The sequence below is a fragment of the Paenibacillus sp. SRL342 genome (genome assembly GCF_984798905.1).
Genome location: NZ_OZ481790.1, coordinates 6,425,675 through 6,448,123 on the forward strand (window position 1 = coordinate 6,425,675; position 22,449 = coordinate 6,448,123).

Annotated in this window: 35 protein-coding genes; 6 read left to right on the forward strand and 29 right to left on the reverse strand. The window is 45.2% G+C overall.

The features are described from left to right. Positions 1 to 28: 28 nt before the first annotated feature. Together AC4E8D_RS28320 and AC4E8D_RS28325 are read right to left on the reverse strand one after the other, a co-directional pair. The gene (locus tag AC4E8D_RS28320) at positions 29 to 361 is read right to left on the reverse strand and encodes a YolD-like family protein (RefSeq protein ID WP_490205472.1); all 333 of its coding nucleotides are present in this window, start codon (positions 359 to 361) and stop codon (positions 29 to 31) included. A 12-nt stretch (positions 362 to 373) separates the two neighbouring features. Beyond that, positions 374 to 571: a hypothetical protein gene (locus AC4E8D_RS28325; RefSeq protein ID WP_490205473.1), complete on the reverse strand. Its 198-nt coding sequence runs from the start codon at positions 569 to 571 to the stop codon at positions 374 to 376. 243 nt (positions 572 to 814) lie between these two features. On the opposite strand from AC4E8D_RS28325, the gene AC4E8D_RS28330 reads away from it, so the two are divergent. Then, positions 815 to 1,348: a zinc ribbon domain-containing protein gene (locus tag AC4E8D_RS28330; RefSeq protein WP_490205474.1), complete on the forward strand. Its 534-nt coding sequence runs from the start codon at positions 815 to 817 to the stop codon at positions 1,346 to 1,348. A gap of 195 nt (positions 1,349 to 1,543) precedes the next feature. On the opposite strand, the gene AC4E8D_RS28335 is transcribed toward AC4E8D_RS28330, so the two are convergent. Next, positions 1,544 to 1,756, reverse strand: coding sequence for a helix-turn-helix domain-containing protein (locus AC4E8D_RS28335; RefSeq protein ID WP_490205475.1), 213 nt, complete (start codon positions 1,754 to 1,756; stop codon positions 1,544 to 1,546). A 124-nt stretch (positions 1,757 to 1,880) separates the two neighbouring features. Between AC4E8D_RS28335 and AC4E8D_RS28340 the strand changes: the two genes are divergently transcribed. From AC4E8D_RS28340 to AC4E8D_RS28360, 5 genes are read left to right on the forward strand one after another with little or no spacing between them, the layout of a single operon-like run. Continuing rightward, a complete protein-coding gene (locus AC4E8D_RS28340; RefSeq protein ID WP_490205476.1) occupies positions 1,881 to 2,132 on the forward strand; it encodes a DUF7667 family protein in 252 nt (83 codons plus the stop codon). Then, positions 2,129 to 2,416 (forward strand): hypothetical protein, encoded by a 288-nt coding sequence (locus AC4E8D_RS28345; protein WP_490205477.1) that lies wholly within the window; start codon positions 2,129 to 2,131, stop codon positions 2,414 to 2,416. The genes AC4E8D_RS28340 and AC4E8D_RS28345 overlap by 4 nt, the downstream gene beginning before the upstream one ends. Before the next feature lie 14 nt (positions 2,417 to 2,430). Further along, entirely contained in the window at positions 2,431 to 2,868 is a 438-nt protein-coding gene (locus AC4E8D_RS28350; RefSeq protein WP_490205478.1) for a NucA/NucB deoxyribonuclease domain-containing protein, read from the forward strand. A gap of 16 nt (positions 2,869 to 2,884) precedes the next feature. Then, positions 2,885 to 3,088, forward strand: coding sequence for a hypothetical protein (locus AC4E8D_RS28355; protein ID WP_076330630.1), 204 nt, complete (start codon positions 2,885 to 2,887; stop codon positions 3,086 to 3,088). Between the two features lie 18 nt (positions 3,089 to 3,106). Further along, positions 3,107 to 3,364 (forward strand): hypothetical protein, encoded by a 258-nt coding sequence (locus tag AC4E8D_RS28360; protein WP_490205479.1) that lies wholly within the window; start codon positions 3,107 to 3,109, stop codon positions 3,362 to 3,364. 36 nt (positions 3,365 to 3,400) lie between these two features. On the opposite strand, the gene AC4E8D_RS28365 is transcribed toward AC4E8D_RS28360, so the two are convergent. The 26 genes from AC4E8D_RS28365 to AC4E8D_RS28490 form a co-directional block, all read right to left on the reverse strand. Continuing rightward, the gene (locus AC4E8D_RS28365) at positions 3,401 to 4,192 is read right to left on the reverse strand and encodes a hypothetical protein (protein ID WP_490205480.1); all 792 of its coding nucleotides are present in this window, start codon (positions 4,190 to 4,192) and stop codon (positions 3,401 to 3,403) included. Positions 4,193 to 4,196: 4 nt separating this feature from the next. Continuing rightward, positions 4,197 to 4,880 (reverse strand): hypothetical protein, encoded by a 684-nt coding sequence (locus AC4E8D_RS28370; protein ID WP_490205481.1) that lies wholly within the window; start codon positions 4,878 to 4,880, stop codon positions 4,197 to 4,199. Between the two features lie 232 nt (positions 4,881 to 5,112). Then, positions 5,113 to 5,556, reverse strand: coding sequence for a hypothetical protein (locus AC4E8D_RS28375; RefSeq protein WP_490205482.1), 444 nt, complete (start codon positions 5,554 to 5,556; stop codon positions 5,113 to 5,115). 18 nt (positions 5,557 to 5,574) lie between these two features. Next, positions 5,575 to 6,432 carry a peptidoglycan recognition protein family protein gene (locus AC4E8D_RS28380; protein ID WP_490205483.1) on the reverse strand — a complete coding sequence of 286 codons (858 nt, stop codon included), beginning with the start codon at positions 6,430 to 6,432 and terminating at the stop codon, positions 5,575 to 5,577. Next, a complete protein-coding gene (locus tag AC4E8D_RS28385; protein ID WP_490205484.1) occupies positions 6,416 to 6,802 on the reverse strand; it encodes a hypothetical protein in 387 nt (128 codons plus the stop codon). Before AC4E8D_RS28385 ends, AC4E8D_RS28380 begins: the two co-directional genes overlap by 17 nt. Continuing rightward, a complete protein-coding gene (locus tag AC4E8D_RS28390; protein WP_490205485.1) occupies positions 6,789 to 7,001 on the reverse strand; it encodes a hypothetical protein in 213 nt (70 codons plus the stop codon). Before AC4E8D_RS28390 ends, AC4E8D_RS28385 begins: the two co-directional genes overlap by 14 nt. A 5-nt stretch (positions 7,002 to 7,006) precedes the next feature. Next, positions 7,007 to 7,294, reverse strand: a complete 288-nt coding sequence (locus AC4E8D_RS28395) for a hypothetical protein (protein ID WP_490205486.1) — start codon at positions 7,292 to 7,294, stop codon at positions 7,007 to 7,009. Between the two features lie 68 nt (positions 7,295 to 7,362). After that, entirely contained in the window at positions 7,363 to 7,542 is a 180-nt protein-coding gene (locus AC4E8D_RS28400; protein WP_490205487.1) for a CD1375 family protein, read from the reverse strand. Continuing rightward, a complete protein-coding gene (locus tag AC4E8D_RS28405; protein WP_490205488.1) occupies positions 7,535 to 7,933 on the reverse strand; it encodes a hypothetical protein in 399 nt (132 codons plus the stop codon). Before AC4E8D_RS28405 ends, AC4E8D_RS28400 begins: the two co-directional genes overlap by 8 nt. Then, on the reverse strand, positions 7,930 to 9,408 hold the full coding sequence (locus AC4E8D_RS28410; protein ID WP_490205489.1) for a hypothetical protein: 1,479 nt from the start codon (positions 9,406 to 9,408) through the stop codon (positions 7,930 to 7,932). The genes AC4E8D_RS28405 and AC4E8D_RS28410 overlap by 4 nt, the downstream gene beginning before the upstream one ends. A gap of 1 nt (position 9,409) precedes the next feature. After that, complete coding sequence (locus tag AC4E8D_RS28415) at positions 9,410 to 10,498, reverse strand: siphovirus ReqiPepy6 Gp37-like family protein (RefSeq protein ID WP_490205490.1); 1,089 nt, start codon at positions 10,496 to 10,498, stop codon at positions 9,410 to 9,412. Position 10,499: 1 nt separating this feature from the next. Continuing rightward, the gene (locus AC4E8D_RS28420; protein WP_341006683.1) at positions 10,500 to 11,357 is read right to left on the reverse strand and encodes a distal tail protein Dit; all 858 of its coding nucleotides are present in this window, start codon (positions 11,355 to 11,357) and stop codon (positions 10,500 to 10,502) included. An 11-nt stretch (positions 11,358 to 11,368) separates the two neighbouring features. Further along, positions 11,369 to 13,762, reverse strand: a complete 2,394-nt coding sequence (locus AC4E8D_RS28425) for a hypothetical protein (protein WP_490205491.1) — start codon at positions 13,760 to 13,762, stop codon at positions 11,369 to 11,371. Then, a complete protein-coding gene (locus AC4E8D_RS28430) occupies positions 13,759 to 15,720 on the reverse strand; it encodes a phage tail tape measure protein (protein WP_490205492.1) in 1,962 nt (653 codons plus the stop codon). The genes AC4E8D_RS28425 and AC4E8D_RS28430 overlap by 4 nt, the downstream gene beginning before the upstream one ends. 111 nt (positions 15,721 to 15,831) lie before the next feature. Beyond that, on the reverse strand, positions 15,832 to 16,374 hold the full coding sequence (locus tag AC4E8D_RS28435) for a hypothetical protein (protein ID WP_490205493.1): 543 nt from the start codon (positions 16,372 to 16,374) through the stop codon (positions 15,832 to 15,834). A gap of 4 nt (positions 16,375 to 16,378) precedes the next feature. Then, complete coding sequence (locus AC4E8D_RS28440; protein ID WP_490205494.1) at positions 16,379 to 16,672, reverse strand: hypothetical protein; 294 nt, start codon at positions 16,670 to 16,672, stop codon at positions 16,379 to 16,381. A 55-nt stretch (positions 16,673 to 16,727) separates the two neighbouring features. Beyond that, complete coding sequence (locus AC4E8D_RS28445) at positions 16,728 to 17,114, reverse strand: HK97-gp10 family putative phage morphogenesis protein (protein WP_490205495.1); 387 nt, start codon at positions 17,112 to 17,114, stop codon at positions 16,728 to 16,730. A gap of 61 nt (positions 17,115 to 17,175) precedes the next feature. After that, the gene (locus AC4E8D_RS28450) at positions 17,176 to 17,760 is read right to left on the reverse strand and encodes a major tail protein (RefSeq protein ID WP_490205496.1); all 585 of its coding nucleotides are present in this window, start codon (positions 17,758 to 17,760) and stop codon (positions 17,176 to 17,178) included. A gap of 1 nt (position 17,761) precedes the next feature. Then, positions 17,762 to 18,142, reverse strand: coding sequence for a gp17 family tail completion protein (locus tag AC4E8D_RS28455; RefSeq protein ID WP_490205497.1), 381 nt, complete (start codon positions 18,140 to 18,142; stop codon positions 17,762 to 17,764). Between the two features lie 26 nt (positions 18,143 to 18,168). After that, positions 18,169 to 18,516: a phage head closure protein gene (locus AC4E8D_RS28460; protein ID WP_490205498.1), complete on the reverse strand. Its 348-nt coding sequence runs from the start codon at positions 18,514 to 18,516 to the stop codon at positions 18,169 to 18,171. Beyond that, positions 18,467 to 18,721: a hypothetical protein gene (locus AC4E8D_RS28465; RefSeq protein WP_490205499.1), complete on the reverse strand. Its 255-nt coding sequence runs from the start codon at positions 18,719 to 18,721 to the stop codon at positions 18,467 to 18,469. The genes AC4E8D_RS28460 and AC4E8D_RS28465 overlap by 50 nt, the downstream gene beginning before the upstream one ends. After that, entirely contained in the window at positions 18,675 to 18,992 is a 318-nt protein-coding gene (locus tag AC4E8D_RS28470) for a head-tail connector protein (RefSeq protein ID WP_490205500.1), read from the reverse strand. Before AC4E8D_RS28470 ends, AC4E8D_RS28465 begins: the two co-directional genes overlap by 47 nt. 23 nt (positions 18,993 to 19,015) lie before the next feature. Further along, positions 19,016 to 19,243 (reverse strand): hypothetical protein, encoded by a 228-nt coding sequence (locus tag AC4E8D_RS28475; protein WP_490205501.1) that lies wholly within the window; start codon positions 19,241 to 19,243, stop codon positions 19,016 to 19,018. 53 nt (positions 19,244 to 19,296) lie between these two features. Next, a complete protein-coding gene (locus AC4E8D_RS28480) occupies positions 19,297 to 20,433 on the reverse strand; it encodes a phage major capsid protein (protein WP_490205502.1) in 1,137 nt (378 codons plus the stop codon). 2 nt (positions 20,434 to 20,435) lie between these two features. Continuing rightward, positions 20,436 to 21,197, reverse strand: coding sequence for a head maturation protease, ClpP-related (locus AC4E8D_RS28485; RefSeq protein WP_490205503.1), 762 nt, complete (start codon positions 21,195 to 21,197; stop codon positions 20,436 to 20,438). Further along, positions 21,197 to 22,435: a phage portal protein gene (locus AC4E8D_RS28490; protein ID WP_490205504.1), complete on the reverse strand. Its 1,239-nt coding sequence runs from the start codon at positions 22,433 to 22,435 to the stop codon at positions 21,197 to 21,199. The genes AC4E8D_RS28485 and AC4E8D_RS28490 overlap by 1 nt, the downstream gene beginning before the upstream one ends. Between the last annotated feature and the right edge of the window lie 14 nt (positions 22,436 to 22,449).

The window sequence follows — 22,449 nt, forward strand, 5'->3', positions numbered from 1 at the left end:
GGAAGGAGTGGCAATTACATAGCCAAATTCATACAAATGCCGACATTATTTCAGCCAATGATATCCATCTATATTCTTCATCTAACATCAACTTAACTCGACGTGTAGAAACGTCTAGCCCCACAACCACACCGGATACCAGCTCATCATTGAATGGGTTGAATAGCACCAGATCAACTGTGCAACTACTACTGTATGACTCGCCCAATACTTCACTGATCTGCTGTATCTCCTGCTCATCTAATTCCGGTTTCACACGTCTTTTCTGCTCCTGGATGTGAGTCAGCCACGCCTCTCTATGCTCAGGCAATATCATTCTGGAGGACTCAAACAATCCGTTTCCTGCCAACTTGACGCTCATGTCAATCCCTCCTTAGTATTGGGTCCAGTAATCTGTGTTTCCTGGTGAACGAGTTGGTTCCACCTTAGGACGTTCTCCCTCACGTTCCCAGCCCTCCAAGATGACGATATTGGACGTATCTGATTTATCATCCCAATGTATATACCTCTCTGCTATAAGCGTATCCAGTGCCGCCATGACGTCCGGCTGATCCTTACCTGTCTTGTTCATTATCTCATGTATGGTAGGGAACACACGCCGTATACCTTTGTAGTTATATAAGATCCGAAGGACCTTTCTTTGATAATCCGTTAGCATGTAAATCACCTCTGTTCATATTATATGCGAACGTACGTTCTTTGGGCAACAGTAAATTCAGGGATATATGGAATTACATATAGAAACATTTTCCTGGGTCTGATAGACTATTTGTAATTACCTCCAGTTACCTGGAGATGTTAAGGGTGATAGCAAATGAAAAAGTGTCCTTATTGTGCAGAAGAAATCCAAGATGAAGCAATCAAATGCAAACACTGCGGCAGTATGTTAGATGTGCCTGCGACAGCAAATCTATCACAGGACACATCTCATGAGGAGAAGGAAATACATACCTCTAAACGTTTACCAATCGTCAAGATCGTCACCATTGGACTTGCATCCGTTGTTGTCATATGCCTCATTGCATTTTTTTCACTTAAGGACTTTTCAGGTCCAGGAGACGTTGCGGCGCGCTTTATAATTGATGTAAGAGAAGGTGATTTTAAGCACGCGACAAAATACATGAGTACTGACGCTAAAGAAGAATACGATAATTCTTATTTGAAGAGCATGCAAGATAAATACAGAGATGGAGTTGTTCTCACTAGTCCTAATAATTTGACTATGACAGGCGATAAGGCAGTTCAGTTTATAACATATACTAAAGATAGTTTGAATGAAGCAGTAATTCAGGTCTATTTAGAAAAAGGTTTTTTCGGATGGAAGATAATTGATCTGGGTGGGAATTAACACAAACAATATATGAACTACATAATGCATAGACATATTTAACATCAAAAAACCTACCATCATGCAGCTGGTGGGTTTTTTGATGTTCCTTTTTTTAAAATCAACAACAAAAATACCCAGTCACACAGACTAGGTACATTTATAGTAGCACTCATAGGAGAGAGAGTAATAACATCATTCCCACATTGAGCTGTTTTATTCTTCATCCACGTAAACAATTAACTCCCCTGGTGTAACTCCGAGATACTTGCAGAGCTTGTCTATAACATCTCTCGGGTACCGCTCCATTGTGTCATTATAGAACCGTCGGATCGTTTCGAACTGACAATCCAGTTCCCGGGCTAATTCCCTAATGGAAATGTTATTACCTCTTGAGTCGAGTATGTTTTTTAAATTGGATTTAATCACGGACAGGCCCCCTTAATATCATAATATCATGACGAACTAAATTTATCAATTTGTTATTGACGAACTAAATTAGTCATGGTAACATTGCTTTATTGACGAATTAAGTTTATCAGGAGGCGATGAGATGTTCCCTTATCTTGCACGCATGGCTGAGTTGTGGTCCGTAAATAAAAAGCGTCCCTTAACCGATTCTGAATTAATCGAACTTGAACACTGTATGGCGCTGAATGCTAAGCACTGTTGGACTCTTGCGCGGTTGCAAAATGAATCTATGATGGCGTCCATGACGGATGATACCCAGTGGCAGCATGAAACATGTGCACGTCTGGAGGAACTACAGATCACCGGGAGAGTTACATATGGTGATGTCCTATGACATGCGAACGTTGTGGCGGCTCCGGTCGCCTCTCTTCCGGATACATATGCTACGCATGCGCCGGCACGGGTAAACATGTTACCGAATCTGTCCGATTAATATGTACAAAGGCGTTTGAGAAGTATGGATACATTCCTGGTGACCGCTGTACGGGATGGGAAACCACTCCTGCTGTCATTACTCAGGAGAAACGGTACGTAGTGAGGAACTGGAGAATGAAGCGCCAATACACGCTGTTAGAGCGTCAGGTGAAGGAATATTTCAAGGAGTTGCCGAAAAGATAATATGGAGGTAGATTATGAAAAAGATTGTAGGAATGATATTTGCGGTAATTATCGCCCTGGCAGTAATCAATGCAGACAAGTGGTTTGGATCAGAGGAACAAATAGAATCGACGCCTGTAAGTAAGTCAGAAACAGTTCAGCTACTCTTTCCTGCTGATCGATATCCCGAAACGGCTAAACACATCCAAGATGCTGTAGAGAACGGTCATCCAGCAACATGCACCATTGATCGTGATGGAGCAGATGAGAACCGTAAACTGTCACTGAGAGGCGTAGACACCAAGAAAGGTTATGATCGTGACGAGTGGCCTATGGCAATGTGTGCTGAAGGCGGCGAAGGTGCAGATATCGAATACATAAGTCCATCAGACAATCGTGGTGCAGGTTCATGGGTAGGCAATCAATTAGAGGAATATCCAGATGGTACGTTAGTAGAATTTATATTTGAGTGAAATGGAGGCAAGTGTTATGAAATTCGGATTCCGGAAGCCAAGTCTAAAGAAACGTATAGCTGCTAGAACCAGTATTAAACGACAGATCGTACATCGTGCCGGATTGAAGATGCCTCGTGGATATGGATGGTTACGTAATCCAAAACGAGCAGCGTATAACAAAGTGTACAACAAGACGACATTTGATATTTTTAAGGTGATAAGAAAGTTGTTCAAATAAAATCAATGGAGTTGTAAAATGGACCATTTATTGAGTAGCATCAAAAACACAATCAACGTAATAGATGGATACATCACAGGAACATTGATTGTGGATGGAGAATATGTTGGATTGCTCCTGGAGGATGGGTCGGAGCTGCAGTTGGATAACAGCTGTCATATCGAGGTACGTAACGGTGATGGCAGATATGAGAGAGTAATGATCGACCAAATTCATACTACAATGACCGCTGAAGAGTGGCCCTTATACGCCGGACTATATGCAAGAGTAAAGTAAAAGAGCAGTGAGGTTATCCCTCCTGCTCTTTTTTCTTCATGCACTTGGACCTTTTCGATTAAAAATATCAGTCAACACCTTAGGCACTTTAGTCCTGTTGGCTAGTGCCATATATTTAACGATCCTTGAAAAATAAACCGAAAACGCCCAACCAGAAACAACATAAGGGAGATAAGGCATAACATACTTAGATAAAACTGCTACATCAGAAAAATTGATTAGATACTCCATGCCTTTTGTCACTGCAATAATACCAATCATATTAGTTACAAGCCCCATAAACTTAGCTTGTATTGTATGATCTTTTTCGGTACCTTGTTTTACGTTGCCTGGCAAAAGACCAAGAATTAGATCCAATACAGCCACCACTATAAGTCCGAAAACTAAACTGGCAAGCTTAATTCCAAGTAGTGTTACAATTAGCGCTATTGTTCCAGCGTAGATTGTTTTGTATAGCGGCTTGTCAGCAGACTCTTTCATTTCTTCTGCATACAATTCAACAAAAGTTGGTGTTCCCATCGGCATAACAAAAGCACCTACCTTTCTTAAAAAAGGTTCCGCTTCAGGTTTCACTCTAGGAGTTAAAACTATACCCTTTTGCATATAAAATGACTCACGCATTTCCTTCAAATCCGCAGTTCCGCCAACAATTGATAGTTCCATGCTGCCATATGTATTCCACAGAAGTAGCTTATCCGACATAGGTTTAGTCCCGAAATATACTTCATCATTTGAATCATCTCTCGAGGCAATAGTTGGGGTTTGAGTAAACGGCAATGCTGTTTGGAAAGTATATTCTGCTGTTTCCGTACCCATTACCATTTCCATTGTCTCACCCCCATATTTTTTTCAACGTCAACGGGATTTCTTCACAAGCAAATCGAAGCATACCATTGATTTGATCTGGCTTCTTCGGCACGTTTGAGAACATGTCCATATCACAAACAGGGTTAGTAGCTTCCACGCCGGTAACTTGAAGCTTTCCTTGTTCATCAATTTTTCCGCTCACAGATTGATGAACACCTACGTTCACGGTCATTTGGAATTCATTATTGATAGTGAACGAAAATCCGGCATTTGGTTTGAAATTTTCGTCATTTATCCTTTGTTTAATGAACTCGCTGCCATTGAGATTGAAAAACCTTTCTACAATAGCTTTGTTCGTTTCGGTCGCAGACGTTATTGAATCATCGTGATAATGTGCACGTATACCAATTCTGCTCGTCTGTTCAATTTCGAAAGACGTTAACACTTTCGGGATAGTATCACTAGCTATTGATTTAAATTGAGTAAGATCTCTCGGTTCATCAATGTCAACGATTACTTTATCGTTGTACATAAAGCATTTAGCTTTATTTTGATGGTTGATAAATGCTATGACCTTTTGCTCTTCATTGTACTCGTAATGCGGGAAGTTTCGTTTCAAATCCTTGACAATATTGCTTCTCGTTCTTCCATCTTCAAATAAAAAAGATGGCTCAAATCTAATTTCCGTGAAAATTTTCTCAAGTTTCATAGCTTCCTCACCCTAAAACGATGTAGACCCTGAAATCTAGATCTCTAGTTAAAATGTACCATCTGGCAATTCCACCTGTCAATCCACCTCCCCTTACACTTTTATTATGTATGATATGTTAATATTATGAATTAACTGCATTTATAGTGCGGTTGCTATATGGGATGAAAAAGGTATTTTTATGGGATGTTTTTTGCGGCCCCGGATTAACCCAACAAGGCCGCAACGTTTTCTATCTTTGAACTACTTTATCAATCTCTGCCTTTACTACCTCAGCCACAACATCCGTACTCACTACAGAGCCCGCCTGCTGCTTTGGAATCTTGTCCAACTTCACCCACGCTTCCTGAATCTTAGCCCGGATCTCATCTGCATTAACTGTAATCCCCAAAGCCCTCAGACGTTTCACTGCATAGTTAAGGGCGATGTCCATCTTATCTGATCCAGCCAGCTCACCCAGTGCCGCCTCCGCCTTAGCATATGCCTCTTGTGCCACACTCCACAATGCATTTTGAATGGATTCAGCAGACTTAGCTTCAGCTGCCGCTTTACGTGCCGCAATCCATGCGCCGAGTTGTCGCCACTCTTTCAGTAAGAACACGAACAACATAACCGCCAGTAAACAGGCAACAGAGATAAGGACATTTGTTACAGTAGATTGGATAATTTCGTTCATCGTTTACACCTCACTTTTTTATTGGCCTTGCACTTTGATTCCAGCTTCTTTGCGGTAGTTGATGACCAATTGCCGCCAGAAGTCGTAACTACCCTTGCTATCAGCGATATATGGCTTGTAATACTCATAGGCCGTCTTAGCCCAGCTCGGGCACTCCATATTAGATTTAGCTTTCTCAGCCTCAATCCACTTGGCCTGAGCATCTACAGTTGCTTGCAAATCATCCATCCGCTTCTTTTCTGCTGTTGTCATTTCCTCTTCGCCTCCCATTTGAATTCGCATCACCTCAGCTTGTACAGCAGGTATAAAGCCTTGTGCAGCCGCCAAGCGTGTATTGCCATCACCGAAAAAATTAGTTCCTGGACAAGTTTTGCTGGATCGACCTTGAACATAGTCGCCCAACCAATCCCCAGCAGGTGTGTACCATGCGTGGTAAACGATGTGATTCGTATCTACTGGTATATTCAGCTTGATTGATAGACAAGCGTACAGGTGTAACACAGCTTGTCTCTGAGCATCTGTAATACTATCTCCGCCAACATCAAAATTGCCGATGATCTCAACACAGAGTGCTCCAGTGTTTGCGCCTTTTATGCCGGCAGGTGTCTTGTTCAGATCCCGATCCAAACTGATTGCTATTTTTCCATCCTCGAAAACTGTAATGTTCTGTCCGGTACCGCTCCACCCGTTTGACAAGTGAGTTGTCCGGATGCCTTCCAAACACTTGAAGTGATCTTGATTACGGCGAGTGCTGTAATTCGGAAGCCATGTATGATGGACCTGGAGCCTATTTATCGATCTGGTTATTTTTTGTTGCTGAAGCCACCCGTAAAATTCGGATGATTCCAACAGCAGGAAGTTACCTTTCTTCAACATCGTCTGGTTCCCCCTTTTTATCAATCTTTCTGAGATACACAAACAGGTCATATCGCTTCGTATAAGTTAGGATAGACAGAATCACAAGACCTGCTGTGGTGCCGAACATGGCTATGGTCCAGGTGTAAGACTGGATCGACTTTAGAACAGCGTCTTGGACTGATAGAGCCGTGCTGAGGCGCATCCAAATAGCGACCCCCATCTTGAATGCATAAGCGACCAAAAAAAAGAGCATCGCAACCATGAATAGGTTAACGACACCCGCTTTGAATCTCCCCTGAAAATATTCCCTGTGAGCAAAAATGATGTATATCGAGCAAATGGCTCCGATAAAATACAACGTAAGTAAGATCATATCAATTGTGTGCATGCTCCCCGTTTCCCCCTTTTTCATAGACCAGGTACCGCGCAAAGTGATTTTGCTCGATCTTCGACTTGATCTCTGTAGAGCATTCGCTGTAACGCTGCATCGCTAATGATGCTTTATACTTTACTGCTTGGAGCTGCTCCCTCTCTTTCTCTCTATCTTGACCAGTCGGGAGTAACCGTTTAATCCATTTAAATATCACGGGTGTCAACCTCCTCGATCCTCGTCAGAATCCTTTTTTAAGTTATTAACCATTTTCAACAACGGCTCCATAAACTTCTCACGCTCCGCATTCATTTTGTCGGCCAGTTTTTGGAGTTGTTCCTGCGCTTCATCTCTCTCTTTTCTTGCATCGTTCAAAGCTGATCTTGCGTCGTTCAAATTCGACTTGACCAGGTAGATGCAAACACCAAAAAGCACGAACATCAGCACTAGAGCCAGTCCGTACTTTTCAGCAAGCGGCAGGACTTCCTTTAAGGTATCCAACCAGTTCATACCCCCTCGCTCCCCTATCTCTATATATTTAAAAAGCCCCCCGACCACTCCAGAGGGCATAAATAAGATTATTGCTCGTAACCCAACGCTACCAGATCGGCTTTAACGTCCTCGCGAATGTTCTCTGGCACTTGTTCCAGTTTCCGACGTCCAGCCACGATAAGAGATACATAAATAGTCACGAATACCTGCATTAGCTGTTCACCTCCCTTCAGGAACAAAAAGAGCCGAACCAGGATATTAAACATCCAGTCCAACTCCTAACTGCATTTCATATAATGCAGCAATAGCTTCTTTATTTTCGATGTCAGCGAGTTTCAGGGTTTCAATTTCTTTGCTTAGTGCCGGACGCGGCTCCTGTGGAGTTCCCGGGTCTGCCGGATCGGGATAAGTAAACAGCGGTTCCAGTGTATCCAAATCAATCCTTGTAACCACCCCGCCCTCGGCATAGTCTGCAGAATACTGGTCATAATCAAGCTGGATCATATCTACCGTTTCGGGTACACGCTCTGCAAGCACAACATATGCATCAAAATCCTGTTCGCGTGTTGTCTCAATGACATCGCCGGACCTATCACCTGTATTAAGGATGACATTACCAGTTAACTTTTCGTAATAAATTCTACTGCCTATATTCATGCGATACCTCCTATAGCAATCCATTGTGTCGCAACATTTACGTCCGAGAAATTAAGAAAAATATCGAATCCGTCAACGTTAAATGTGGCACTCCGGCTCACCCATGTGGGCGTGCTATTGTCCGCATTCACGAGGCCACCATACCCGCCAGTTTGACCAAAGATGTTTAGATTAAAGAAATAGCCATACCTGCGTGGGTTAAATGACGTGTTATAAAATATTACGATTTGAGGAGTAAACGCCAGCCCTGAAACTGTTAACCTAGAGTTGCCCACTGATGCGGTGCCTTTTGCGTTAGGTAATCCCTCAATCAACGATCCGACCACACCACCGACATTTACACCATTACGTATATTGGGCGCGACAAGGTTTGCAAATATAACACTTATCACACCAGCCCCGTTGTGATATCCTGCCGGAATCGTGTAGGCACCGTTTTGACTCGCAAGTGTTTGGGATACCGCACCCCAGTTAGGCATGGTGCCCGTGACGATTCCACTTTCTGTCCCAATTGTTTTTGGGGCTAGAACTTCAGCCGCCACTGCTGTTCCATACTCACCCCCTTCACCCTGTAAGATAAAATTTGTGCCGTTATAGACAAGTGAGTAAACAGAGTTTACTTTCAAGTATCCGGAACTCAGTGCAGTACCGTTCGATTTCAAGATACTTTTCGTACCAAGTCCGTTTACGTTCAAGGTGGCCGCCCCTGTGTTGGCTGCATTTATTCTTACGGTGACTCTAAGGCCAGCGACAAGCGCCGTAGGAGCAGGAATTAGATTGACTGAGTATGCATTGGCATTATTGGTTGTCGCCCCGTAACCACCTGTTAGAACCCGATTGTCTACATACTGAGTTGTAGCGAACCCCTCATCTTGTACAGACTCAAGAAAAGCTCTCCATTCTGCCTGATACTCAACTGTCTTTGTATTGAGCCAGGCCTGAAACTGATTGAATATTGCTGTAGTGTCCGCTTGTTGGATCAATCCGGTTACGACCCCGCAAACTGTACTATTCAGCCTCTCGTCAGTGATATTCTCAGGAAGCACAACAGATGTGTTTGCTTTAACCAGGATCTGTGCCAGGCTGAGGTCATACACGTCACCTGAACGTGTTATAGCTGGAACGACCGGAGTAGTAGCCGGGTTGCCTTGCAGGACCATCGCCCTGATTGCTCGTACAGGCGTGCTTGTGTCCAAACGAAGGATTACCCTGTCAATCCTGTCGGCGTTCGTGGCAGGCTGCACAGTAAGAGTCAGAGCCTCGTCATAGACACTGTAGAGGTAACCGTTAATCCAGCCGAAACCAGTTTCGAGTTTTACATTGGCATTCGTTCCTGTCGCGCTCACCTTCAGCTTAGTTCCCCCGCTGAAAATACCATTACCGACAAATCGGGCAAAGTACTCGGCAAATTCTCGGGCTGGATAGTCACGAGGGTCGTCTGCAGTTGTATCGAAAAATCCTGACTTTTGAGGCATATCATCCACTCCTTTTTACATCTGTTTTAAGCTGCTTTACGAATTGGGTTATTGTCGGGATCTCGTCACCGAGTGAGATTTCAATCTTAGATACTGGTTCATATATCTCTTTGACCTCAGTGATTCGGCTGTCCAGTGTGAGACCCCACTTTTTGTTTCGAACTGTTACGATGTCCCCCAGGTCCCAATCTTTCTCGAATACAAAACTCCGGGTATCCAATATTTTGCCGTCAAAGGTGAGTAGCCGTTTTTGTTCAGCGAGTTTTTGGTTGCCCAGATCAACCAATTCTGCTGCGTCTTCTGCACTTGAACAATCCAAAAACACCTCTCGTCTATCCAAACCGGTACCAGATCCAACCATCTGAATCAGTCGCTCCTCATACTCTCCCTTGCCGCCTGCATACCCGATATTTTTATACTGCTGATCGGAGTCAATAAATGATTGAGATTCAATGTTATCGAATTCGTGGCTGAATATAACTGGTGGTCTCGTAGATTGCCCAGCTGTGAGATTTCGTCCTTCCAATACGTCGAACACCCATTTTTTTATTGCATAGTCAAGGGAAACAAGCCAACCAATATCACACCACTCTGCAACCTCTTGAACGACCGTACTCAACGGTTCGAAACGACTTTGCCACGGAGTAACAGTTCCTCGTCCCTGGTCAGCTGCGTTCGCAAAAAAAGGAACCCTCCTGTCCGGAAATTCCCCGTTAATTAAATGATTATTAATATAGTGTTTCATCACTGTTTCAGCAGGACCACGCACCCTGTCAAAGTTATCAGTCACGGTTACCCTGCGATCCAGTACCCCGCCAAGGGAAGGTCCTTTTACAATAAGTGTCTCTATACCTTTGTCATCTTGACCAATTTCACGGTACTGGATGATGCCCGACTTATGCCCCTTGTTATCAATGATGATGATGTTTTCTTTCTGCAACTTATCTGCGTGCTGCTTATGGAGAGCAATGTGCAGCTCAAACTCACCAGCACGATAGAACCTTCGGGTAAATTGCAAGCTCTCATAATCATCTATTTCACCAAGTAAATTAAAATCGCGGTCAATGACCCGCACTGAAGGTATCTTCACATCAACCACCCCCGTATCGGTTATACCAGTACACGGTCACTGTTGCTACAGATCGGTCACCTTCACGGTCGCTGTCATATCGCAACATATTACGGCCTGGCTGTAGTTGAAAGAAGGTGCTGCCCAAGTCAATCCAGTGGAACACGTTTGTCCTGGTCCCATCCGTATTGACCACCTCAACTCTCTTCTGTCCAAAGGCTGTATTTATTACCAAAACATCGTTCTCACCGAGATCATAATTTACCTTTATGAACTCTCCGGTTGTCTCATTAATCACCACTGGGTTGAGTGCTGGCCCTTTGTAATGGATCTCGACCGGAGTCTCAACGTCACCGTCATTTTGAAATAGTCCACGGTAGGCGCTGTATGCAAATTGAGTCGGCAAGCGTAAAGGGAACGTGAGACCACCAGATTCAAACCTCAATCCTTTTGAAATCTGAGTTTCGTCAGTGAAGTAAGGGTCAGGACAAATAAAGTTGATTGTGAAAGGCTGGTTGTTTACGATTCGATCATCAAATTCAGGTGTATTTTCAGCAATCGCCTGTATCGCATAACTGCGGGCCGAGTTGGTGTAAACCAGTTTACCCAGCCCTAGTTTGGGATTGAGAATGCGCATGAAGTCCCTGCGATACTGATACATTTGTTCCCGAGAATTTGCGACAATTCCACCTTCGACCACAATAGGTCTGTCAGCCAGCCGCATCTCTACAAAAGACGACCCATCTTGATACGGCGATTGTGTAGATAACAAATCTCCAGGAACACCACCAGTACCCTTGATTCTCTCAAGATAAAACGGCTTTGAGGTGCCGAGTACAAGGCTCTCTCCGCGAGCATTCGTATATGTGACCCTTTCCATCTGGCACCTCCTTAATAAGCCATTTTTTGTGCTGCTTGCTGAGTTGCACGAGCTATATCGCTCGGTGAGGTCACTTTAGTATTAAAGTTATTGACAACTTCAACCTTAACTCCAGTCCTCGTCTCCGTGCCACCACTTGATGATGTCTTGCCACTGGATGCCGCCGAGGACGCCCCTGCTGCACTGATCGTGTTAAGAGCGGACAAAGCAGAACTTCGAGCAGCATCTATCTGAGCGTTGATGGATGATATCAAAGTTTGGATCTGGTTAACCTTTTCAGCAAATCCCTGGTACATCTTATCCCCAAGCGTTTGTCCGGTCGTGTTGTATGCATCACCAAAACCATCTAGCAATTTAATGATGTCCTCTTGCTGATTTTTAACGATCATCGTTTCGGCTTCGGCCTGAATCTTCTTGGCATCAAGCATCTTGTCATATGTTGCCTGCGTCTCTGCCAACTGCGCGCTAAGAGATGCTTTTTGCGTCTCATACAATGCGTTAATTCGAGCTACATCCGCATCGTAGTCAGCCTGCATGATCTCTTTTTTGGCAGCAAGGTTATCCTTGATAATCTGCGTATCCGCAGCAAGCTTTGTTTTGAGCTCTTGCTGTTCCTTTGTTAAAGCCTCTTTGGTGTCTGCCAACTCTTCTTGGCGGTGACGCTCATTCTGATCTGCGATAACCTTATTCAGCTCTTTTTGTAATTGTTCGCGGTTGAATGCATCGTGTTCATAATCGATCATGCCAGTAAGACGATCTATCTTCTTTTGATCATCTGCGTCAAGCTCAGCACGACTCCGTTGTTGCTCCGCTTGATTGAGTGCATCCAGTTGCGCTTGAATTGCTTCGACTTGTGCATTGGTGACGCTGGTGATGCGTTCAATCTCAGCGTCCGCAGCCTTCTGAGCCGCCTCAACACGAGCGTCATAGACTGTCTTGATTGCATCCAGTTGGGATTTTTTCCATTCATCGTTAGCGCTAATCTGTTCCTTAATAGCGTCCTCTGCTATTTTCTTTTCTTCTTGATATTTTGCCTTGAGCGCGTCTTGTATGCCTTTGGATAGATTGTTGATACTGTCGATTTGCTCTTTCTTGTTTTGTTCCAGTATCTTTTTCTCTTCCTCTGCATACTTCCGGGCCAGATTCAATCGGTCGTTTGTCTGGGTTCGGATCGCCTCTGTTACTTCGCGCTCAATGTCCTTTTTCTCCTGAGCGCTGTACCGGGAATCCTTCATAACCTTATCCAAGTAATTCTGGTTAAGGTATATCTGATCATTCAAAAGCATGTCTTGCAGTTTGTATTGCTCCTCTGCTGTCAACTCTTCGCGCGCCAAACGATCCTCATAAGCCGCTTGAAGCATTTTACTGGCGTAATCAGTCGCTTCCTTCCGAACTTCTTTTTCTTTCTCAATCTTGCGTTGGGTTGCCTCGAAGATCATGTCATCAATACGTTCACGTTCTTCGGCGGAATCGGCATACAACTTCTTGATGCGCTTCAGACGTTCGATTTCCTGCGATTCGGTCAGCTTGCCGAGAGTCTTAGAACGTTCATAATCTTTGAGTGCACCGTCTAGAGATTTATCGCCAATTTCTTTCTTGACGGCATAGATTTTCTCTTCGATTTCCATACGCTCGTCTGCTGTTTTAACATACTTGGCCTGGATCGTTTCAAGCGTCTTCAACTCACTTTCGAGCGTAAGTTGATCCATCTTCTTCTTGTGCTCCATCTGTTTGTATGCTTCATCAAGAGCTTTGTTCTCGTAAGCTTTTTCTTTTGGAGTCTTTTCTTTCTTTCCTTTGCTGCCTTTATCTTTTTTACCCGGTAAATCTAAATTAGCAGCACTTGCTGTAACCGGAACAGGCTCTACTTTTATTGGTGGGATTTTGAAGTCACCGGGCTTCATATCCAACAACGCTTGCAACGATGCAGCTTCCCCGCGTAAACGAGTTAGTTCTGCATTCATTTTGTTGAGCGCGCCCTGAGCGATACCGCTTGCTCCGGATATTTTATTGATACCCTCAACGATGGTTATAGCTGCTTGCTGCTTCGCGATTGCGGTCAGAGTTTCTTGCCGTGCTTCTGTAGCTTTAGCTTGGATGCTCTGCCACTCTAATTCGACCTCACGCTGCTTGACCAGGATAAGCCCTTTTATAGCCTCGGTATTGACTCCTGTCGCAGAAGCGAACTGTGGAAACTGGTCTATCAACCCTTTTTGTGCAGCAGCCCACTCTTGCGTACCTTGTTTAGCTGTGTTGTACGTGCGTACCATGTTAAGTGTGCTGTTAATCTGCTGCTGTCGGACTGCAACTGCACGAGCCATCTCGTTAATTTCGGCTGTTGTAGCCTTCTGGGCGTTCTTTATGGCGGTTGAGTACGTGTCAGATGCTGCTTTTAGATCCTTCATCGACTTGCACTGATCTTACCCTTATCATCCAAGAACTCCAGTTTCACGCCTACCGCACTGGCTTGTTTCTCCAACTCTTTTAAACTTGTACCTAATTCATCAGCTGTGTGGACAAGTGCTTTCATGGTTTGTCCACGTTGAGCCTCTGTCGAATTTGATGCAATTTCGATCAATTGCTTATAGCTTTCAGTCAATTCCTTGATCTTTTCTATTTCCTCTTGCGTTTTGGTCACTTGATCCCGGGTTATTCCGTTTTGCTGAACCTCCTGTAACCTAACTTGAGCCTCTGTCAACTCTTCCGTTGCCGCCTTCGCACTCAGAAACTCAGTTGTAAGATAAGCCGCAGACACTGCAACGGCTGTTATCGCCAATCCCCATGGATTGGTAGACAGGAACACCAAAGCTGTACCTAAGGCCTGTACAACTGGTATGAGAGCAGCTATAGAAATGGTTAACTGACCAATTATCAGTAATGCCGGACCCAATGCCGCCACAACCGCCGCAATAGTGATAATCGTTGTCTGTGTGGATCGGTCCAGTTGCGCAAACATGTTGGCAAACTCTGACATTTTAACAATGATCGGTTCCAATGCAGCCATGACAGCTAGTAAAGAAGGTTTTAAAGCATCTCCAAGTGTTATAGCTGCATCCATTACTCTGTTTTTCATAGTTTGCAGCTGTGATTCGGTTGTTGCGTAACGAGCCGCAGCCTCGGTTGTTAATGCCAGGTTTTCTTCCCAAGCATTTGTTCCCAGTTCCATACTTTCGCGGAACAAATCACCCGCACCAGAAGCCCGGAGTAATGAGTCGCGTACACGTATTTCAGAAAGCCCAAGTGCATCTAGTACAGCGAATGTGTTTTCTCCGGCCTCCGACATCCGCCCTAAACCATCAATAAACCCAATCAACGCTCCAGCAGCATCCGTTTTAAATCTTTCTTGGAACTCCTTAGCACTCACGCCAGCCACTAACGCAAAGTTGTTAAGATCACGGCTTCCTGTCGCCACAGCTTGGGCCATATCGATCATAACTTTAGAAAAGGCTGATCCCCCTGCTTCCGCCTCAATACCTACAGAAGACAACGCGCCTCCGAATGAAAGTATCTGCGCTTCCGTTAAACCAATCTGATTGCCAGCACCGGCTAACCTTAGACCCATCGATACAATCTCAGCTTCGGTGGTAGCCAAGTTGTTACCCAGGTCAACGATTGTAGCCCCGAGACGGTCGAAGTTTTCCTGTGGCATCTGCGTGATGTTGGCCAGACGAGCAAGGTCAGTGGAAGCTTGTTCTGCTGTCATGTTAGTCGCAACTGCCAAGTCTGACATTGTGCTGGTAAAACTCAATATTGCTTCGTTTTTAATGCCGAGTTGACCAGCCGCTTCAGCTATTCCAGCTAGTTCTGACGCCGTGGATGGACCTAATCTGGCCATTTCTCGCAATCCATCCGATAAGCCTTGCAATTCTTCTTCAGTTGCATCAACGGTTTTTATCACACCCGCGAAAGCCGACTCATATTCAATTGATGCTTTAGTTGCTAATCCAGCAACAGCCAAGAGTGGCGCTGTCAACATCATGGTAAGACTTTGACCGGCATTACGCATTTTATTACCTGCTGCCTCCATGTTCCTAGCAGCCGCATTCAAGGCGGTGGACATTCTGTGCCACGCAGAGGTCTGTCTTTCTATTTCCGATTCAGTACTACGTAGAGCAGCGTCCATCCGGTTGTATTGCGCCACAGCCCTATTGAGCTGATTCTCAATGTTTTGGGTTTCTTTAGCGTCCTTACCCTTGGCCGCTGCCGATGCGTCAAATCTCTGTTTAAGCTGGACGATCCTCTGACCCTGAATCTCCATTTGCCTATTCAGGCTTTCGGATTTATTTCGAAGCTGTTCCTCGGCGCTACCAAACGTTTTAAGTTTGGATGATGATGCTTCAAACTCGGACTGCACTACCCGCATCTGCCGACCTAGCTGGGCCATTGATTGCTCAACCCCTGAGTCACTTAACGTTAGTTTGGTGACTAGGTTAGCAACTTCTATTTCTTCTGCCATTACCTCACCACACTTTCTTTAAATGAATTGGTCGATATATCCGGGTGGGGCAGACGTTTTCTTCTCATCTTTCTGTTCAAAACCGTTAGCCCTTGCATGTACGTCCCACAGCGCAAACAACTTACGCACCGTACATCGCCAGAACTCGTCTTCGTTCATGCCAAGCAAAGTTGTGCCCATGTAATACATCCAATCCCAATCCCAACCGTTGTTCTCTTCTGTGGACTGCTCTGCACCGTGAACTTGATCATCCAGCTTCGGTTGTGGCAAGTTGATACTGGCGGCATGCAGGATCAGACCTTTCAACTCAAATAAGGCGTCCTTGGTGCTGTCTGTGATCAGGGTGCCGACATCCCCAACGGTCAATTGATCGTCCTCGTACAGCAAACCAGCCCACAACCATGCCCTAACATGTTTGAGCCCTCCGCTTTGGAGTGCTTCGAGTGCTTTAGTCTTGGACCCATATATTTCGTCAAGTTCAACAAATGAACGGAGAGTAAAAACGATGTTACGCCGTTTGTCTAGATCAATCGGAACTCTAATAATTCGGACGTTGATCATACAATCACTCAGCGGTGGCAGATTTTAGAATCTCGTCAGCCATCGTCACCAATGTATCCGGATCCGTTTCAGAGAAGATTCTGCCGACATCCTCAACGGTCAGAGAACGATCTTCATGAACCAATCCAGCCCAAAACCAGTTGCGGATAGCTTTCAATTTTCCTGTTTTGAGTGCTTTTACAGCTTCTTCTTTTGACCCGTACAATTCTTCAAGCTCGATATATGCGTTAAGATCAAAAACGAATCTGCGTGGCTTATCCAACTGAACTTTTACATCCGTCACTTTTGAAACTGGCATAATCTTATTCCTCCTTTTATGAACATAAAAAAAGAGAGAGGTTATCCCTCTCCCATTAATTAAGTGCTGCTCTGAACTCCGCCGCCATGAACTGCGCCACCCTTGCTTTTTGTTCATGAAAGCTCGGATAAATGAACGGCTTGGCATCCATTTTCGTTGTCCCGAATTCAAGAAAGTGAGCTCTCCACCCCGTAGCCTTACCTGGACCGATAGCAACATACTTATCACCATCTTTTGACCGTACGCCACTCACCTTTATATCATCTCGGATATGCAAGTGGTCGATGGTGCTGACCGGTACCTTATCACGCTGAGCAGCGGCAAATATCTGTCCGCCTTCTCTCAGCGCTTTGTTCTCCAGTTTCTTAGCTCCATCTCCCATCTTCTGACGTATTGCTGCAAGCATTTGATCAACGCCTTGCAACTCAACTCTGCCAGCCATTATCCGCCTTCCTCTTCTTCGCCACCGTCAACCGGAGGATCTGGAACTACAGGCGGTGGCGTTACGCCTTTGGGGACGCTGGCACCGTTGTAAACCAAGCAGCAATAGCTGCCGCACTTTCAACATTACGGCTATCGGCACGCACTCTCCATTCGCCATCATAGATCCGTTTCAAGAACGTCCCTGTGATTGTTGGCGTCTGGAACTCAATCTCACCTTGTTTGGTAGTCGCCTCTTCAGTCGGAAGGGTGAACTTACCTTTAAGCAACCAAGTGTATACAAAAGACCCGTCAGACATCGAACGACGGAATCCTAATGCAACTTCAGGCGCCTGGTCATCTGAGTTGTCCCAAAGCAAACCATTCTCTCCAATGGTAGAGCCCAACAAATCCGCTTGCTGTTCTAAATCCAGGTTAGCAACGCCAATCTCGACCTCGATCTCGCTCAATGCGTTTGCTGTGATGATAGGGCCGTCATTACCGTGCAATGTCGCGGATTCAACGGTTGGTGTTACGTTTGCCGTGATTGCAGGCAAAAGCGCCTTTGGTGTTTCGTATACTGGTGCTTCGGTTGCTGTGTCTCCAGACAATAATTTAGCGTAATAAATATCCTGCAAACCTACCGGTACGGCGATTTTGTCAGCCAAATCAATCAACTCCTAATTGTGTTTTTTTATATCGTAAAACCTTGTGGTATGTTTTTTCAGCAGACTCATACAGGCTCTGTGTACCACTTCGCACAAAACCTATACTCTCCATGACACGATTTACTGCGAGGGATATCTTGGACGGATTACTGTTGTGCCAAACGTCAATATGAAAGTGAATAGCACTACTCACTGCCTTGTCCCCGGCGTAATTGTTATCGAAGTTGGTCAATTCGAAAAACGTCACGCGAGGTAAAGATATGTCCGGCGCAGCAAGAGGGTATACCTTTGTCGCACCCTTTGAATCCTTTCCCAAGAGCGCAATCAATTCTGTATCATTTCGAAGCGCTGAGAGTATTTCAGGTTCCAAATCAATTAACATAAAATCACCCTTTCGCCTGAATGCTCTTACCCATTCAGCCTTTCCTCTAGCGCCATAAGGTGCGTTTCGGTCCGGTCGCCAAAGGGGTCATCAAGTACAGCTGTTATATTGCAAATACGACCGTTATTCAGATCAACAAACCGCATACTGGGCAATATGTCTTGCCTGTACCGGATTTTGTACCTCAAAGTAAGTTCTGCATTAGCGGCCGCAGCCGCAAAGAACTCACGACCCCTTAGTGGCTCCCGAGATGCGTACAGGGTAAATACATCTTCCCATTCACTCTCAGGCGCTACAGGGTATCCGGATTCGTCCTCTGTTGGCTCACTCCGCTTCTGCAGGAGTATCCTTCGGTTCAGCTTGGCCGGATTCATTTATATCACCGCCCGGATCGTCTGACTTACCTTTACTTGTGTTTTTAGCTTTTGACTTCGGTTTTTCCTGAACCTCAGGTCCGATAAATTTCTCTTTCTGGAGCAGTTCAGCACGTTCAGGGTCTTCAGTCTCGTAAACATCACCTTTGACATAACGGTTAAACCTCGGTTTCTCCCGAAACGTCTGTATCACTGGATACTTCATCTTCCGGTTTCCCCCATTCCTTAATCTGCAAAATGATGGATTGCAACGCAAAGTTAATACTCTCAATCTTGATAGCCGGGTTACGGTTCTCGTAATTGAGAGCAACATGCATCATGATAGCCAGGCGGTACAGAGCCGAATTCGACTCCGGTACGCCTGCGCCTGTCAGATACTCTTTGGACGCTTCGACTAAGAGATTAAGAATCTCATCATCGTCAAACCCATCAATCCGCAGATACTTTTTGAGTGTATCAAGCGTTAATTCAAGCATGACAAACACCCCTTTCCCGCCTTTTAAGGCGTAGGGTCTGGAATCCAGTCAAGGACTGCTACATATTCTGTTCCTGCTTTGGTCTTAACCTCGAATACATACTGTCCGGCTGGCTTGCTAACATTGAACCATAGCGTTTCCTGGTCGTCAGGTACCAAGTTGACACCGTTCTGTTTGATGTACTCTACATTTCCTTCAGCAAGGGATACATTAACCCCGTCCATGTCCAGCAAGGCAAACTCGGCATGCATGACACCGTTATGTTCTCCCTCTCGCCCCGTTGGATCGAATGTTGCGTTCGGGGTTAGGACTTTTTTGCGATACGGAAAGCGGATTTCAGCTTAATACGGTGGTCAAACCATGCAGTCAAGACGAAATCCCACACGCCCGTACGAACATTTTTGTCACGATCATAGAGGATTTGTGGGTCGTAGTTGAAATGGGAGTAACGGAAGTCACCAACAACCGGATCAACCGCAGCATCACTAAACTCAACTGGTTTACCTAGGATTTGCTCGGGTTGAGCCGTATAAAGGTTAGTCGTGCCATTAGACAACACCTCAATGATGTCCATGTAATCTACATAACGCATAACGATTTTGGCATTGTCACGATAGTCTTCATGAAGATCAGCGATGGCTTTCTTGATCGCGATATACAAGGACGCGCCAGGAACAACATTAATCGGGTCAACTGTTCGGTAGAAGGACATGTGTTCTTCTCCAACTTTCGGAGTAGTAGCGAATGTAACTTTTTTCTCTTTAGCTGCCAGACCACTTCCCAATGCCTGGTCTACCGTTTGAACAAGATTCGTATCAGTAGCTGCCAAAATTGTTTCGGAGATAGGCGCAAACACCTTGAATTTGAAGCGGCCAAACGAAACAACGTCGCCAGTGGCTTCTAGCTCTTTAGCTGTCTCAGTGTCCGCGATGAAATCGTCATCGTCCAGTTCGAACGTGATTTTTGGGATTTCGAGGTTTGTCACGCTCGTAAATGTGGAAACATCACGTAATGGGTTTTTGACAAACGGCTCATGAAGAAGCTCAGTCGTCATTGTAGTTGGCAAGATCTTGTCACCACCTGTACCATTACCATCGCCCAAAGCAGCCCGAACTTCGTCAGATACAGGTTGACCTTTAACAGCGGCTCGGATCAAAGCAGCTTTTGCGGATGTCGCTTTAGCTTTAGGATCAGAAGCACTGTTAATTGGGTTACGGTCACGGTTAAGTGACGCTTGTTGATCTGCCTCCATTTGGTCGTGCTCAGTTTTCAAAATGTCGAAACGAGCTTGTAGTCCAGCTGCTTTTGTTTCCAGTGTTTTGATGTCTTCAAGCTTAGCTTCAGGGTTACCAGCGCTTGCAAGGATGTCCTGCTTTGTTGCAGCCAAAGAATTACCAATTGTCATCAAGTCATTTTTCACATCAAACAGTGTTTTTGCCATTTTTAAATTCCTCCCAGGAATGATTTAATATTTTCTATTTCCATTCCAGCAGTATCTTTGATCCGCTGGAGATAAGCCGTTGTTTCTTCATCGTTACCACTGGCCTTTGGCGCTTCTGGCTCATTGAGCTTTGCAGCGATATCTTGTGGCACATTACGGTACTTGGCAAACAGTTCTTGACTGATCGATGCAGCCGTTTGGTTTGCCGCTTCAATCACATCGCATAGACCGTAGTCCAAGCACTCTTGAGCCGATAACCATGTCTCAGCATCGAGCAATTCGGTGAGTTTAGTGTCTTCCAGCTTGTCTCCTGTCTTAGCGAGGTAGCTTTCTTTCATCGATCCACCGATACGATCCAGGTCGTCCGCAGCTTTACGCAGTTCAGCGGCATTCCCCCATGTAAATGTCCATGGGTTGTGAATCATCATCATAGCGTTGCGCGGCATACGCACCTCATCACCAGCCATTGCAATAACGGAGGCTATTGAAGCTGCCAGACCATCAACGTAGACAATCACTCTTGCCTTGTGGCGCTTAAGTATGTTGTAAATTGTTACGCCCTCAAAGACCGAACCTCCGGGTGAGTTGATGTAGAGATTAAGGGTTGTAATGTCACCAAGGTTGTCCAGGTCGCGTTTGAAGCTGTTCGCGCTGGTGTCTTCATCGTCCCACGCCCATGAAACGATGTCCCCATAGATGTACAACTCTCCAATCCCATTAACAGCGGCTTTAAAATCCCAATATTTCTTGTTTTTTTCGCTCATTATTCATTCTCACCCCCCTTCATTGTTGTTCCTGTGCTGGAAGACTTCCGGAGCGTCGGGTCCATATCAACCGGATATAAGTCACCACTGATCCAAAGTTTATCCGCCATGCCGCCTTCCGGTGGCAAGTCCTCAAGACGTCTAACTTCGTCTGGCTTCATTCCTGCACTCCGCAACATGACGTTATAAAACGCTGTCCGCGAAGCAGTGTCACCACGCAACAAAGAACCCATATTTAACTTGAAATACAGGCCTCGTCTTCGTTCTTTTTCGGTCAACAACTTACGGTTGAATTCCTGTTCATATTGACGGACGTCCGGCGTGAGCTTCATTTGCACAAACTGAATCATCATTTGTTCGTTCGAAGCGTAACTTTGGCCCTCGGTATCGTTCAGGAATGTGACCGGAATATTGAAGACATTGGACACCCTCGACTTTGTGATTCGTTCGGATGCGAGTGTGTCGGCCGAGAAGTACTTCCTCTCGATTTCATTAATGGTGACGCCAGGTTCTTGAAAGAGGATGCCACCGTTTTCGTTGTAGAAGCGCTTGAAGTCACTGACGATCTTTTTCCTCTTTTCGTCATCCACGTTAGCGTTGTATGAAAGGATGAAGCTGTCCTTTTTTTCCATCTCTGATAAACTGAATTCTTGAACAGCCTTGTCATACTGAAGCGTGTTCCGGAGTACTGACAGCGGGCTGATACCCTGCCACCTTGTAGCTCCAGTGATGTGCTTGACGTGGATCATATCCATGTTGTGGACATAATAGGAACCTCTCACGCCCTGGATTTCGTACCACAAAATCCCGTCATCTATGTTGAGAACGGGTGTAACAGCCATCGAATCGACAGGCGTTATGGATGTAAGTTGATATCGGATATCCCTTTGAATTATTGCATACCCATTACCCGTTTCATTTCGGCTTACCTCCAGCTTATTTAACAACTCCCAACCGGCCATGTTGGGGTTAGGGTTGTTGATCAGTAGATCAGCTGCACTGTGGTCTGTAACGACCGCATATTCGTGGTACAACTTGAGTGGCAGCGCAGATATAGTGTTGGCAAGCCTTGTAATAACGCTGAAGATGTTTTCGTTTGAAGCAAGTTTGCTGTTGTCAATCCCCCAAAACGTTCGCCCGGCCCAAGATGAAAAATCAAATCCTGCACCCTTCCAGCCGGAAGCAGCAGCTTTAAAAACTCCCTTAACAGCGCCTCTTAATCTTTGATGCCATTTCAATTTCTCACCCCCTT